Here is a 14,107-nt window from a genome sequence, read left to right as displayed (position 1 = left end):
GGAGCGTTATGTCCAAGGAAAAGTTCGAAAGAACTAAGCCGCACGTCAACATCGGCACCATCGGCCACGTTGACCACGGCAAGACGTCCCTGACGGCGGCCATCACGAAGGTGCTGGCGAAGACCGGCGGCGCGACTTTCCTCGCGTACGACCAGATCGACAAGGCCCCTGAGGAGCGCGAGCGCGGCATCACCATCTCCACCGCCCACGTGGAGTACCAGACGACCAACCGGCACTATGCCCACGTCGACTGCCCGGGCCACGCCGACTACGTCAAGAACATGATCACGGGCGCGGCGCAGATGGACGGCGCCATCCTCGTGGTGTCCGCCGCAGACGGCCCGATGCCTCAGACGCGTGAGCACATCCTGCTCGCCCGTCAGGTCGGCGTGCCCTACATTGTGGTCTTCCTGAACAAGGTCGACATGCTGGACGACCCCGAGCTGCGTGAGCTCGTGGAGATGGAAGTCCGCGACCTGCTCAAGAAGTACGACTTCCCCGGCGACGAGATTCCCATCGTCCCCGGCAGCGCCCTCAAGGCGCTCGAGGGTGACACCTCGGACATCGGCGAGCCGGCCATCCTCAAGCTGATGGAGGCGGTGGACAAGTACATCCCCACCCCGCAGCGTGCGACGGACAAGCCTTTCCTGATGCCGGTGGAGGACGTGTTCTCCATCGCCGGCCGCGGTACGGTGGCCACCGGTCGCGTGGAGCGCGGCAAGGTGAAGGTGGGCGAGGAAATCGAGATTGTCGGTATCCGCCCCACGCAGAAGACGGTGGTTACGGGCGTAGAGATGTTCCGCAAGCTGCTGGACGAGGGCATGGCGGGCGACAACATCGGCGCGCTGCTGCGCGGCCTGAAGCGTGAGGACCTGGAGCGTGGTCAGGTGCTGGCCAAGCCGGGCTCCATCACCCCGCACACCAAGTTCAAGGCGCAGATTTACGTGCTCACGAAGGAAGAGGGTGGCCGTCACACCCCGTTCTTCAAGGGCTACCGGCCGCAGTTCTACTTCCGCACCACGGACGTGACGGGCACGGTGAAGCTGCCTGAGAACGTCGAGATGGTGATGCCGGGCGACAACATTGCCATCGAGGTGGAGCTGATCACCCCTGTGGCCATGGAGAAGGAGCTCCGCTTCGCCGTCCGCGAGGGTGGCCGTACCGTGGGCGCCGGCGTCGTGGCCGAGATCATCGCCTAGTGAGCGGGCGGGCTTCTAGCCCGTCCCTCTTGGCGCTCAACCCCGAGGGGGGAGCTGTGATAAGCAGCTTTCCCCTCGTGTCTATCGAGTTCAAGTCATGCCCAAGGGTAACCGCAGCATCATTTCGCTCGAGTGCACGGTGTGCAAGGAGCGGAACTACTACACCACCAAGAACAAGCGGAAGAGTCAGGACAAGCTCGAGCTGAGCAAGTTCTGCCCCCGCGACCGGAAGCATACCGTCCATAAGGAAGGTAAGGTCTAGTTCGGTTGTTGTGGTCGGGTGTTCTTTAGGCCAGTAGCTCCAACGGTAGAGCAGCGGTCTCCAAATCCGCGTGTTGGGGGTTCGAATCCCTCCTGGCCTGCCAATTGTTCAGTTGCAGGGACCCTCGGTACTCAGGTACCGGGGGTCCCTGTGTTTTCCGGCATCAAGCAAGTCAGCGAGGAATCATGGCAGCGGCATCTGAGGCCAGCCAGCAAGCGAACCGTTCCGGTATGGACCCGAAGCGGCTCGTGGTCATCTTCTTCCTCATCGCGGGTCTCATCTTCGCGCTCTTCCTGGAGCACGTCTGTGGCCTCATCTGGGCCCGAGCCGGCTGGGGCGATCCCGTCATCATCGATGGCGTCGACTGGCAGGTCTCCACGTTGGTGGGCTTCCTGGTTGCCGCGGGCATTGTGGTGGGGGCCTATGTGCACCCCAAGACCCACGCGCTCTCGCTGGAAGTCGCCTCCGAGTTGATGAAGGTCACCTGGCCGTCTTGGGCGGAGACCAAGGCGTCGACCATGGCGGTCATTGTCGCCTCCGTCGTGGCGGCCGTCCTCCTCTTCTGCATCGACACTCTCGCCTACAACCTTATGGTTGAGTGGATACCCGCCATCTGGGGGAAGCTGTAATGGCGATGAAATGGTACGTGGTCCACACCTACTCGAACTTTGAGAACCAGGCGAAGAAGAGCTTGGAGGAGCGGATCCGTCTCGAGGGGTTGCAGGACCTGTTCGGCGAAATCCTGATTCCCATGGAACAGGTCGTCGAGATGGTGAAGGGCGAGAAGAAGACGTCCCGGCGCAAGTTCTTCCCGGGCTACATCTTCGTGCAGATGGAGCTGAATGACCGCTCCTGGCACCTGGTGAAGAACACGCCGAAGATCACCGGTTTCCCCGGTGCGGCGCAGAACCAGCAGCCCACGCCCATCTCGGATGCGGAGGTGGCCCGGCTCACCTCCCAGATCTCCGAGGGCACGCTCAAGCCCAAGCCCAAGGTGCAGTTCTCCGACGGCGACACCGTCCGGGTCATCGATGGCCCCTTCGCCAACTTCAATGGCACGGTGGAAGAGGTCAACGCGGAGAAGGGTCGCGTGAAGGTGCTCGTGAGCATCTTCGGTCGTGCGACCCCGGTAGAGCTCGATTTCATGCAGGTGGAGAAGACCACCGGCTAGCAGTCTTCCCTGGCGCACGAGCGCTCGGGGATACCCAGGGTGGGAGGGCCGCCCGTCAAGCGGCCCGTAGGAACCACCATCTCGAAAGGCAGTTGTCAGCCGATGAAGAAGGTCACAGGACAGGTCAAGCTGCAGATCCCCGCCGGCAAGGCGAACCCCGCTCCGCCGATCGGCCCCGCGCTCGGTCAGCAGGGCGTGAACATCATGGAGTTCTGCAAGCAGTTCAACGCCAAGACCCAGGCGGAGGCCAAGGAAGGTCTGATCATCCCGGTGATCATCACCGTGTATCAGGACCGCTCCTTCACCTTCATCCTGAAGACCCCGCCGGCCGCGGTCCTCATCAAGAAGGCGGCAGGCCTGCACACCGAGAAGAAGAAGGGCTCGGGCGCCAAGAAGCCGGGCAAGGAGAAGGTGGGGCAGATCACCCAGAAGCAGCTCGAGGAGATCGCCCGGAAGAAGATCGAGGATACGACCGCCGGCTCCCTGGACGCCGCCATGCGCACCATCGCTGGCACCGCGCGTTCCATGGGCATCGATGTCGTCTGACCTTCTCCACCTTCACCCTTTCTAAAAGAGGATTTTCCACATGCCTCAGACCGGTAAGAAGTTCCGCGCCGCCGCCACGAAGGTGGACCGCAACAAGCGCTACAGCATCGCCGATGGCTTCCAGCTCCTGAAGGAGACCTCGGGCCTGCGCGGCACCAAGTTCGATCAGACCGTCGAGGTGGCGCTCAACCTCGGCGTGGACCCGAAGCACGCGGACCAGATGGTCCGTGGCGCCGTGGTCCTCCCGCACGGCACCGGTGCCACGGTGCGCGTGGCCGTGTTCGCCAAGGGCGAGCGCGCCACCGAGGCTGAGGGCGCCGGCGCCGACGTGGTCGGCGGCGACGACCTGGCCAAGCGGATCGAGGGCGGTTTCCTCGAGTTCGACACCGTCATCGCCACCCCGGACATGATGGGTGTGGTCGGTCGGCTCGGTAAGGTGCTGGGTCCCCGTGGCCTCATGCCCAACCCGAAGGTGGGCACGGTGACCATGGACGTGGCCAAGGCCGTCCGGGATGCCAAGGGCGGTAAGGTGGAGTTCCGCGCTGAGAAGGCGGGCATCGTTCACGCCAAACTCGGCAAGGCCTCCTTCACCCCGGAGAAGCTCCAGGAGAACTTCAACACCCTGGTGGACCTGGTGATGAAGCTCAAGCCGGCCACCGCCAAGGGCGTCTACCTCAAGGGCGTGGCCATCTCCGCCACCATGAGCCCGGGCATCAAGATCGACACCACTGAGATCCTCGCCCGTCATCGGTAGTCAGGAGTAGGGCAGGGGAGTCGTCGGTTATGGCCGGGGAGGGTCACCTCGCATTTGGAGGCCCTCCCCGTCGTCTGCTTGACGCCCGCTGTCAAAATTTGCTGGACCTTTTGCGAAGCCGCGGGTATAGCGCCCCGGCTTTTGCAATTGAGGCGCCATGTTGATGAGACACGGCGCCTCGAACATCCCTGGTCCCAGACAGCAGGGACCCTAGCGGGTGCTCGTGCCCTCCGTTGGCAACCGGACAACCGGTCGGAGACACGGGAACCTCCTCGGGTTCAAACGACTCTTAGAGTCGCCCTGCCGAGACTGGAGGTGCGGTGTGGTGCCTCTCGAGGCTCCTCTCGCTCTGCCACTTGCGTGGCCCAGGTAATCCAGCCCGCCTTCGGGTGGGTGTCGTGAGGAGGTGAAACCAAGTGATCAAGAGCGAGAAGGAAGAACTCATCAAGGAACTCAACGAGAAGTTTTCGCGGGCCCAGACCGCGATCGTCGCTGAGTTTTCCAAGCTGAACGTTGAGACGGTCACCAAGCTGCGCAAGAAGTTCCGCGACGGCAAGGTGGACTACAAGGTCCTGAAGAACACGCTGGCCAAGCGCGCTGCGAAGGGTACCCCGGTGGAGGTCATCGCCGAGGACTTCGTGGGGCCCGTGGCTATCGCCATCAGCTACGACGATGTCGTGGCTCCGGCGAAGATCCTCGTGGACTTCATCAAGGATCTCGAGACCATCAAGGTCCGTAGCGCGTCCGTGCAGGGCCGCCGCGTCGACACCGAGGGCGTCAAGGCCCTGGCGAAGATGCCCGGTCTGCCCGAGCTCCGCGCCCAGCTGCTCGGCATGCTCAACCAGCCTGCCGGCAAGCTCGTCCGGACCATCGCGGCCCCCGGCTCCCAGCTGGCCCGCGTGCTCCAGGCCAACGTGGACAAGCAGCCCAAGTAACCGTTTCGAGAAGCAGACCCACACCCAACCTCTGGCCTTTTCCTTCCTGAGGGAAGCAAGGCCGCTAGAAGTCGAAAGAAGGACATTGAAATGGCTGACCTGAATTCGCTCGTTGACCAGCTCTCCTCCCTGACCGTCATGGAGGCCGCCGAGCTCGTGAAGCAGCTTGAGAACAAGTGGGGCGTGTCCGCCGCCGCCGTCGCCGTGGCCGCTGGCCCGGCCGCTGGTGGCGCCGCCGCTGCCCCCGTCGAGGAGAAGACGGAGTTCACCGTCGTTCTCGCCGACGCCGGCGCGAACAAGATCAACGTCATCAAGGAGATCCGCGCCATCACCGGCCTGGGCCTGAAGGAGGCCAAGGACCTGGTCGAGGGCGCCCCCAAGACCGTCAAGGAGGGCGTCAACAAGGACGACGCCAAGAAGATCAAGGACCAGCTCACCGCGGCTGGCGCCAAGGTCGACATCAAGTAATTGCTGGTTTCAGGTAGGCGTCGCGTTTCGGGAAATTCCCGACGCCTCCTGACCGGATGAGCAGGCCGGCGTGCCCGGAAAGGGTGCGCCGGCTTTGCCCTTTCCGTATCTCTAAATTTCCCGCTGCCGCTGCGCGTTACTCAATCTCGCCCCGCCAGAGATTGCTCGCCCCGGAGTTCGAATGCCGACGCAGATCCAGAACAACTTCCGAGTGCGGAAGACCTTCGCGAAGATCGCGAAGACCATCGACATTCCCAACCTCATCAACATCCAGAAGCAGTCCTACGAGAAGTTCCTCCAGGCTGACATCCCGCCGGAGAAGCGTGAGGACATCGGGCTTCAGGGGGTCTTCAAGTCGGTCTTTCCGATCCGTGACTTCAACGAGACGTCTTCGCTGGAGTTCGTCAGCTACCATCTAGAGAAGCCGAAGTACGACGTCGATGAGTGCCACCAGCGTGGCATGACCTATTCGGCGCCCATCAAGGTCGTCGTCCGCCTGGTCGTTTGGGACAAGGACGAGGAGACCGGCGCCCAGTCCATCCGTGACGTGAAGGAGCAGGAGGTCTACTTCGGGGAAATCCCGCTGATGACCCAGAACGGCACCTTCATCATCAACGGGACCGAGCGCGTGGTGGTCAGCCAGTTGCACCGCAGCCCGGGTGCCTTCTTCGACCACGACAAGGGCAAGAGCCACTCGTCTGGCAAGCTGCTCTACAACGCTCGCATCATCCCGTACCGCGGCTCGTGGATCGACTTCGAGTTCGACCACAAGGACATCCTGTACGTGCGCATCGACCGGCGCCGCAAGCTGCCGGCCACGGTGCTCATCCGCGCCCTGGGCGCGGTGTCCGACACCGCCAAGAAGAACCCGCTGGAGTTCCGTGGCTCCACCGAGGAGATCCTCAACTACTACTACGCCACGGAGACCATCTACCTCCAGAGCAACACCGACTTCGAGAAGTCCGTGGAGCTGGAGCTGTTGCCCGGTCAGCGCGCCACGCGCGATATCAAGACCAAGTCGGGCGACATCATCGTCAAGAAGAACCGCAAGTTCACCCGCGCCGCCATCAAGAAGCTCGAGGCGGCCAAGATGAAGACGCTCCCCATCGACGCGGACGAGCTCTTCACCAAGGTGTCCGCCTACGACGTGGTGGACGAGAACACCGGTGAGGTCATCCTCGAGTGCAACGAGGAGGTCTCTCAGGACAAGGTCGACGAGCTCCTCAAGCGCGACATCAAGGAGTTCAAGGTCCTCTTCATCGACAACCTCAACGTGGGTCCCTACCTGCGTGAGACGTTGATGCTGGACAAGATCGAGACCCCCGAGCAGGCGATCATGGAGATCTACCGCCGCCTGCGCCCGGGTGATCCTCCCACGCCGGAGACGGCCACCAACCTCTTCAGCAACCTGTTCTTCAACCCCGAGCGCTACGACCTGTCCAAGGTCGGCCGCCTCAAGCTGAACTTCAAGTTCGGTCTCGAGGAGCCGCTCGACGGGCAGATCCTCACCAAGCGCGACATCCTCGAGGTCATCCGCTACCTGGTGGACCTCAAGAACGGCAAGGGTGTGATCGACGACATCGATCACCTCGGTAACCGTCGTGTGCGCGCGGTGGGCGAGCTGCTGGAGAACCAGTACCGCATCGGTCTGGTGCGCATGGAGCGGGCGATCAAGGAGCGCATGAGCCTCCAGGAGATCGAGACGCTCATGCCGCACGACCTGATCAACGCCAAGCCCGTGACGGCCGTCATCAAGGAGTTCTTCGGGTCCAGCCAGCTGTCGCAGTTCATGGACCAGACGAACCCGCTGTCCGAGGTGACGCACAAGCGTCGTCTGTCCGCCCTCGGGCCCGGCGGCCTCACCCGCGAGCGCGCGGGCTTCGAGGTGCGCGACGTGCACCCGACGCACTACGGCCGCATCTGCCCCATCGAGACGCCGGAAGGTCCGAACATCGGCCTCATCGCGTCGCTGTCCACCTTCGCTCGCGTCAACGAGTTCGGCTTCGTTGAGACGCCGTACAAGAAGGTGGAGGCTGGCGTGGTGACGGGCGACGTGGCCTTCTACTCCGCGCTCGAGGAGGAGAAGCACACCATCGCCCAGGCCAACGCGGAGACGGACAAGAAGGGCAAGTTCCTCAACGCCCTCGTGTCGGCTCGCCGCAGCGGTGACTTCATCCAAGCGAAGGCCGAGGAAGTCGACCTGATGGACGTGTCCCCGAACCAGCTGGTGTCGGTGGCCGCCTCCCTCATTCCCTTCCTGGAGAACGACGACGCCAACCGCGCGCTCATGGGCTCCAACATGCAGCGCCAGGCCGTGCCGTTGCTGCGCACCGCCGCTCCGCTCGTGGGCACCGGTATCGAGGCCATCGTGGCCCGCGACTCCGGCGTCACCTGCGTGGCCCGGCGCGACGGTATCGTGGAGAGCGTGGACGCCAGCCGCATCGTCGTGAAGGCCGACGCCGCCGCGGGCGCGTTCGACATCTCCAGCGAGGTCGACATCTACAACCTCCTGAAGTACCAGCGCTCCAACCAGAACACGTGCCTCAACCAGAAGCCCATCGTCCGCAAGGGCGACCGGGTGCGGAAGGGTGACGTGATCGCCGACGGTCCCGCGACCGAGACCGGCGAGCTGGCGCTGGGCCAGAACGTGGTCGTCGCGTTCATGCCGTGGCAGGGCTACAACTTCGAGGACTCCATCCTCATCTCCGAGCGCATCCTCAAGGAGGACGTCTTCACGTCCATCCACATCGAGGAGTTCGAGTGCATCGCGCGCGACACCAAGCTCGGCAAGGAGGAGATCACCCGCGACATCCCGAACGTGGGTGAGGAGGCCCTCAAGGACCTCGACGAGAGCGGCATCATCCGCATCGGCGCCGAGGTGAAGCCCGGCGACGTGCTGGTGGGCAAGATCACTCCGAAGGGCGAGACCCAGCTCTCCCCCGAAGAGAAGCTGCTGCGTGCCATCTTCGGTGAGAAGGCCGGCGACGTGCGCGACAGCTCGCTGCGCGTGCCCCCCGGCGTGGTGGGTACCGTCATCAACGCCAAGGTGTTCAGCCGCAAGGGCGTCGAGAAGGACGAGCGCGCCAAGCAGATCGAGTCCATGGAGGAGGCCAAGCTCCTCAAGGACCAGAACGACGAGATCAAGGTCCTGCGCGACAGCGCCTACGGCCGCCTGCGTGCCATGCTCCGGGGTAAGGAGATCCAGGGCAAGCTCGTGGACGACAAGGGCAAGATCCTCCTGAAGAAGGGGGACATCGTCTCCGACGAGCTGCTGGCCACCGTCCCCTACAAGTACTGGACGGAGATCTCCGTCGGCGATCCGCTTGACGGCAAGCTGCGCGACATCCTCCGCAACCTGGAGGAGACCACCGAGGCCGTGAAGCTGGCCTTCGGCGAGAAGATCGCTCGCATCAAGAAGGGCGATGAGCTCCCGCCGGGCGTCATCAAGATGGTGAAGGTGTACGTCGCCATCAAGCGCAAGCTGGCCGTGGGCGACAAGATGGCCGGCCGCCACGGTAACAAGGGCGTCGTCTCCCGCGTCCTCCCCGAGGAGGATCTGCCGTACCTGCAGGACGGCCGTCCGGTGGACATCGTCCTCAACCCGCTGGGCGTGCCCTCGCGCATGAACATCGGGCAGATCCTCGAGACGCACCTGGGCTGGGCCGCCAAGGGCGTGGGCGAGCAGCTCCAGCGCTACATCGAGGAGAACTACAGCGGCGAGAACCTCAAGAAGCAGCTGAAGGTCGTCTACGACGACAAGGCCTTCGGCGACTTCGTGGACGGGCTGTCCGATGACGAGGTCAAGAGCCTGTGCTACCGCCTGAAGAAGGGCATCCATGTCGCCACGCCGGTGTTCGACGGCGCTCGCGAGACGGAGATCCACTCGCTCTTCGACGAGGCTCGGCTGCCGCGCACCGGTCAGATGGTGCTCTTCGACGGCCGCACCGGTGAGCCGTTCGACCAGAACGTCACCGTGGGCGTCATGTACATGCTCAAGCTGCACCACCTCGTGGACGAGAAGATCCACGCCCGTTCCATCGGGCCCTACTCGCTCGTCACGCAGCAGCCGCTGGGCGGCAAGGCCCAGTTCGGCGGCCAGCGTCTGGGAGAGATGGAAGTGTGGGCGATGGAGGCCTACGGCGCCGCGTACACGCTGCAGGAGTTCCTCACCGTCAAGTCCGACGACGTGGTGGGCCGCACGCGCATGTACGAGGCGATCGTCAAGGGCGACAACGTCCTCGAGTCCGGTCTGCCCGAGTCGTTCAACGTGCTCCTCAAGGAGCTCCAGTCGCTCGCGCTCGACGTCGAGCTGCTGGAGAGCGCTCCGCCCGAGCGCCAGCGCTCCTTCTCGGGAGACTTCGGTGGCGGCGACGGCGAGGACCGCGTGAAGACGGGTACCGAGGCCTAGTCCAGCGTGCCTGACCCCCGGCGCCCGCTCCCTGAGCGGGCGGGCGCTGGCGGCCAGGTGAAACGAATTCGCGCTCAGGCGCTCAGAAGAAATTCGGAGGCAACGTGAAGGACATTTTCAACTTCTTCGAGAAGCCGAAGGATCCGCTCTCGTTCAACGCCATCCGCATCGCGCTGGCGTCGCCGGACAAGATCCGCCAGTGGTCGCACGGCGAGGTGAAGAAGCCCGAGACGATCAACTACCGCACCTTCAAGCCGGAGCGGGACGGCCTGTTCTGCGCCCGCATCTTCGGCCCGGTGAAGGACTACGAGTGCAACTGCGGCAAGTACAAGCGCATGAAGCACCGTGGTGTCGTGTGCGAGAAGTGCGGCGTGGAGGTCATTCAGTCCAAGGTGCGTCGTGAGCGCCTGGGCCACATCACGCTCGCCACGCCCGTGGCGCACATCTGGTTCCTCAAGTCGCTGCCCTCGCGCATCGGCAACCTGCTCGACATCACGCTCAAGGAGCTCGAGAAGGTCCTCTACTGCGAGAGCTACATCATCATCGACCCGAAGGCGACGCCGCTGCAGAGGGGCGAGCTCGTCAGCGAGGAGAAGCTCCACCGGCTCTACGAGGAGCACGGTGAGGACTCCTTCTCCGCGGGCATGGGCGGTGAGGCCGTCCGTGAGATGCTGAAGTCCATCGATGTCGGGCGCCTGTCCGAGGACCTGCGCCGCGACATGCGCGAGACCAACTCGGAGGCCAAGAAGAAGAAGTACGCCAAGCGCCTCAAGGTGGCCGAGGCCTTCCGCATGTCCGGCAACAAGCCGGAGTGGATGATGCTGGACGTCATCCCCGTCATCCCGCCCGACCTCCGTCCCCTGGTTCCCCTGGACGGCGGCCGCTTCGCGACGTCCGACCTCAACGACCTGTACCGCCGCGTCATCAACCGCAACAACCGCCTCAAGCGGCTGCAGGAGCTGAACGCGCCGGACATCATCATCCGCAACGAGAAGCGGATGCTCCAGGAGGCCGTCGACGCGCTGTTCGACAACGGCCGCCGCGGCAAGACGATCACCGGCCCCAACAAGCGGCCGCTGAAGTCCCTCTCCGACATGCTCAAGGGCAAGCAGGGCCGGTTCCGTCAGAACCTGCTCGGCAAGCGCGTGGACTACTCCGGTCGCTCCGTGATCGTGGTGGGCCCCGAGCTGCGCCTGCACCAGTGCGGCCTGCCGAAGATCATGGCGCTCGAGCTCTTCAAGCCGTTCATCTACAACAAGCTCGAGGAGAAGGGCTACGTCACCACCATCAAGAGCGCCAAGAAGATGGTGGAGAAGGAGCGTCCCGAGGTCTGGGACATCCTCGAGGACGTCATCCGCGAGCACCCGGTCCTCCTGAACCGTGCGCCGACCCTGCACCGCCTCGGCATGCAGGCCTTCGAGCCCGTGCTCATCGAGGGCAAGGCCATCCAGCTCCACCCGCTGGTGTGCGCCGCCTTCAACGCCGACTTCGACGGCGACCAGATGGCCGTGCACGTGCCGCTCTCCATCGAGGCTCAGATGGAGGCCCGCGTGCTGATGATGTCCACCAACAACATCCTCAGCCCCGCCAACGGCAAGCCCATCATCGTCCCCACGCAGGACATGGTGCTCGGCATCTACTACATGACGCGCGCCCGTGAGTTCGCCCACGGCGAGGGCCGCGTGTTCGCGTCCCCGGACGAGGTGCGCGCCGCGTACGACCACGGCGAGGTGCACCTGCAGGCGAAGATCGTCTGCCGCATCCAGGGCAAGCGCAAGGAGACCACCGTCGGCCGCGTCCTCCTGTGGGACATCGTGCCGCGCAAGGTGGGCTTCGACGCCATCAACAAGGTGCTCGACAAGAAGTCGCTCGGCGCCCTCATCGACCTCTGCTACCGCCTCACCGGCGAGAAGGAGACGGTGCTGCTGGCCGACCGCATCCGGTCGCTCGGCTACACCAACGCCACTCGCGCCGGTATCTCCATCGCGCTCAAGGACATGATCATCCCTGCGAAGAAGCAGGAGTTCCTGGACTTCGCGCGCAAGGAGGTCGCGGAGATCGAGAACCAGTACCTCGAGGGTCTCATCACCGACGGCGAGCGCTACAACAAGGTCATCGATATCTGGGCGGAGATCACCGAGAAGGTGGCCGCCGAGATGATGCAGCAGATCTCGCAGGACGAGGCCGTGGGCGAGAAGGACGGCAAGCGCGAGGTGCGCAAGCAGCCGTCGTTCAACCCCATCTACATCATGGCCGACTCCGGCGCCCGCGGCAGCGCCCAGCAGATTCGTCAGCTGGCCGGTATGCGTGGCCTCATGGCCAAGCCCTCGGGTGAAATCATCGAGACGCCCATCACGGCCAACTTCCGTGAAGGCCTCTCCGTGCTGCAGTACTTCATCTCCACCCACGGCGCTCGTAAGGGTCTGGCGGACACGGCCCTCAAGACGGCCAACTCCGGTTACCTCACCCGCCGTCTCGTGGACGTGGCGCAGGACGCCATCATCAACGAGTACGACTGCGGCACCATGGACGGCCTGTTCATCGGCGCCCTGGTCGAGGGCGGCGAGATCATCGAGGCGCTCGGTGAGCGCATCCTCGGCCGCGTGGCCCTGGACGACATCCTCGATCCGGTGACGAACGACGTGCTCGTGCGCGCCAACGAGGAGATCGACGAGGATCGCGTCAAGCGCATCGAGAACAGCGGTCTCGACAAGGTGAAGATCCGCTCGGTGCTCACCTGCCAGGCCAAGCGCGGCATCTGCGTGGAGTGCTACGGCCGTGATCTGGCCCGTGGTCGCAAGGTGTCCGTCGGCGAGGCCGTGGGCGTCATCGCGGCGCAGTCCATCGGTGAGCCGGGTACCCAGCTCACGATGCGCACCTTCCACATCGGTGGTGCGGCGACGCGGCGCGCCGAGCAGTCCAGCCTCGAGAACCGCAACGCGGGTCTGGTGAAGTTCGCCGGCCTCAACACGGTTCAGAAGAAGGACGGCAGCCTGGTGGCCATGAACCGCAACGGCGAGATCGTCATCGTCGACGAGAGCGGCCGTGAGCGCGAGCGCTACCAGGTCATCTACGGCGCCCGCATCCTCGTGAAGGAGGGCCAGAAGCTCGACGCTGGCACCCTGCTGGCCGAGTGGGATCCGTTCGCCATCCCGCTGCTCACCGAGGTGGGCGGTATCGTGCGCTTCGAGGACATCATCGAAGGCGTCACGATGAACGAGTCGCTAGACGAGGTGACCGGCCTCAGCCGTAAGACGGTCGTCGAGTCCAAGGACCCCGAGGCCCGTCCGCGCATCACCATCCGCGACGAGCAGGGCAACACCAAGGACCTGATCTCCTCCAAGGCTCCGGCGAGCTACTTCCTGCCGCAGGGCTCCATCATCACCGTCAACGACGGCGATGAGATCCACGCCGGTGAGGTCATCGCCAAGGTGCCGCGCGAGACCACGAAGACCAAGGACATCACGGGCGGTCTGCCCCGCGTGGCCGAGCTCTTCGAGGCGCGCAAGCCCAAGGACGCCGCGGCCATCGCGGAGATCGACGGTGTGGTCTCCTTCGGCAAGGACACCAAGGGCAAGCGCAAGCTCATCCTCACCCCCGAGGTGGGCGGCGAGTTGCGCACCGACCTGGCCAAGGAGTACCTGATCTCCAAGGGCAAGAACATCAGCGTGCACGCCGGCGACCGCGTCAAGGCCGGCGAGGCGCTGATGGACGGCTCGGCCAACCCGCACGATATCCTCAAGGTGCTCGGCGAGAAGGCTCTCGCGGGCTACCTGGTGGATGAGGTGCAGGAGGTCTACCGACTCCAGGGCGTGAAGATCAACGACAAGCACATCGAGGTGATCGTCCGGCAGATGCTCCGCCGCGTGCGCGTCACCGACGTGGGCGACACCAGCTTCCTCGTCGACGAGCAGGTCGAGAAGTATGTGTTCGAGGAGGAGAACGAGAAGGTCATGGCGCAGGGCCAGCGTCCCGCCGTCGGCGAGCCGCTGCTGCTCGGCATCACCAAGGCCTCGCTCTCCACCGAGTCGTTCATCTCGGCGTCCTCCTTCCAGGAGACCACCAAGGTGCTCACCGAGGCCGCCATCAACGGCAAGGTGGACTACCTGCGCGGCCTCAAGGAGAACGTCATCATGGGCCGCCTCATCCCCGCCGGTACGGGTCTGCCCAACTACAAGTACCTCGACATCGAGGTGGAGAGCCCCGCCGACGAGATCTCCGAGATGGAGGCCGCCCTGGCCGCCACCCACGGCGACGACGTCGCTCCGACCCTGCCGCCCGCCGGCGGTCGCTCCGAGGGCTCCCAGACCAGCGGTGCTGCCTAGTCCGCACCCGCTGTCTTGAAGTCTCCAACCGCCACTCTG

Annotated in this window: 10 protein-coding genes and 1 tRNA gene; all 11 read left to right on the top strand. The window is 64.3% G+C overall.

The genetic code is table 11. From position 1 onward, the window contains the following. Positions 1-8 precede the first annotated feature (8 nt). The 11 genes from tuf (at position 9) to rpoC (ending at position 14,068) form a co-directional block, all read left to right on the top strand. Positions 9-1,199: an elongation factor Tu gene (tuf, locus tag F0U60_RS33730; protein WP_395806170.1), complete on the top strand. Its 1,191-nt coding sequence runs from the start codon at positions 9-11 to the stop codon at positions 1,197-1,199. A gap of 97 nt (positions 1,200-1,296) precedes the next feature. Beyond that, positions 1,297-1,461 (top strand): 50S ribosomal protein L33, encoded by a 165-nt coding sequence (rpmG, locus tag F0U60_RS33725; RefSeq protein ID WP_108076707.1) that lies wholly within the window; start codon positions 1,297-1,299, stop codon positions 1,459-1,461. A 27-nt stretch (positions 1,462-1,488) separates the two neighbouring features. Beyond that, positions 1,489-1,564, top strand: a tRNA-Trp gene (locus tag F0U60_RS33720). An 82-nt stretch (positions 1,565-1,646) separates the two neighbouring features. Next, positions 1,647-2,090: a preprotein translocase subunit SecE gene (gene secE / locus F0U60_RS33715; protein WP_395806167.1), complete on the top strand. Its 444-nt coding sequence runs from the start codon at positions 1,647-1,649 to the stop codon at positions 2,088-2,090. Continuing rightward, positions 2,090-2,632 (top strand): transcription termination/antitermination protein NusG, encoded by a 543-nt coding sequence (gene nusG / locus F0U60_RS33710; RefSeq protein WP_203405993.1) that lies wholly within the window; start codon positions 2,090-2,092, stop codon positions 2,630-2,632. Before secE ends, nusG begins: the two co-directional genes overlap by 1 nt. Positions 2,633-2,734: 102 nt before the next feature. Next, positions 2,735-3,178, top strand: coding sequence for a 50S ribosomal protein L11 (rplK, locus tag F0U60_RS33705; RefSeq protein WP_203405992.1), 444 nt, complete (start codon positions 2,735-2,737; stop codon positions 3,176-3,178). 40 nt (positions 3,179-3,218) lie between these two features. Continuing rightward, positions 3,219-3,932 carry a 50S ribosomal protein L1 gene (gene rplA, locus F0U60_RS33700; RefSeq protein ID WP_395806164.1) on the top strand — a complete coding sequence of 238 codons (714 nt, stop codon included), beginning with the start codon at positions 3,219-3,221 and terminating at the stop codon, positions 3,930-3,932. A gap of 416 nt (positions 3,933-4,348) precedes the next feature. Then, entirely contained in the window at positions 4,349-4,867 is a 519-nt protein-coding gene (rplJ, locus tag F0U60_RS33695) for a 50S ribosomal protein L10 (protein ID WP_395806162.1), read from the top strand. Positions 4,868-4,957: 90 nt separating this feature from the next. Then, positions 4,958-5,335: a 50S ribosomal protein L7/L12 gene (rplL, locus tag F0U60_RS33690; RefSeq protein ID WP_395806160.1), complete on the top strand. Its 378-nt coding sequence runs from the start codon at positions 4,958-4,960 to the stop codon at positions 5,333-5,335. A 181-nt stretch (positions 5,336-5,516) separates the two neighbouring features. Continuing rightward, positions 5,517-9,743, top strand: coding sequence for a DNA-directed RNA polymerase subunit beta (gene rpoB / locus F0U60_RS33685; RefSeq protein WP_395806158.1), 4,227 nt, complete (start codon positions 5,517-5,519; stop codon positions 9,741-9,743). A 104-nt stretch (positions 9,744-9,847) separates the two neighbouring features. Continuing rightward, positions 9,848-14,068: a DNA-directed RNA polymerase subunit beta' gene (gene rpoC / locus F0U60_RS33680; protein ID WP_395806156.1), complete on the top strand. Its 4,221-nt coding sequence runs from the start codon at positions 9,848-9,850 to the stop codon at positions 14,066-14,068. Positions 14,069-14,107: the final 39 nt, after the last annotated feature.

It is taken from the genome of Archangium minus, assembly GCF_044360475.1.
Lineage (GTDB): Bacteria > Myxococcota > Myxococcia > Myxococcales > Myxococcaceae > Archangium > Archangium minus.
The sequence above is the reverse complement of the archived record's forward strand: the minus strand, read 5'-3'. Positions and strand labels throughout refer to the sequence as shown.

Coding starts and splice junctions, on each gene's coding strand:
- tuf (WP_395806170.1), top strand. CDS start 9: ATGTCCAAGGAAAAGTTCGAAAGAACTAAGCCGCACGTCAACATCGGC.
- rpmG (WP_108076707.1), top strand. CDS start 1,297: ATGCCCAAGGGTAACCGCAGCATCATTTCGCTCGAGTGCACGGTGTGC.
- secE (WP_395806167.1), top strand. CDS start 1,647: ATGGCAGCGGCATCTGAGGCCAGCCAGCAAGCGAACCGTTCCGGTATG.
- nusG (WP_203405993.1), top strand. CDS start 2,090: ATGGCGATGAAATGGTACGTGGTCCACACCTACTCGAACTTTGAGAAC.
- rplK (WP_203405992.1), top strand. CDS start 2,735: ATGAAGAAGGTCACAGGACAGGTCAAGCTGCAGATCCCCGCCGGCAAG.
- rplA (WP_395806164.1), top strand. CDS start 3,219: ATGCCTCAGACCGGTAAGAAGTTCCGCGCCGCCGCCACGAAGGTGGAC.
- rplL (WP_395806160.1), top strand. CDS start 4,958: ATGGCTGACCTGAATTCGCTCGTTGACCAGCTCTCCTCCCTGACCGTC.
- rpoB (WP_395806158.1), top strand. CDS start 5,517: ATGCCGACGCAGATCCAGAACAACTTCCGAGTGCGGAAGACCTTCGCG.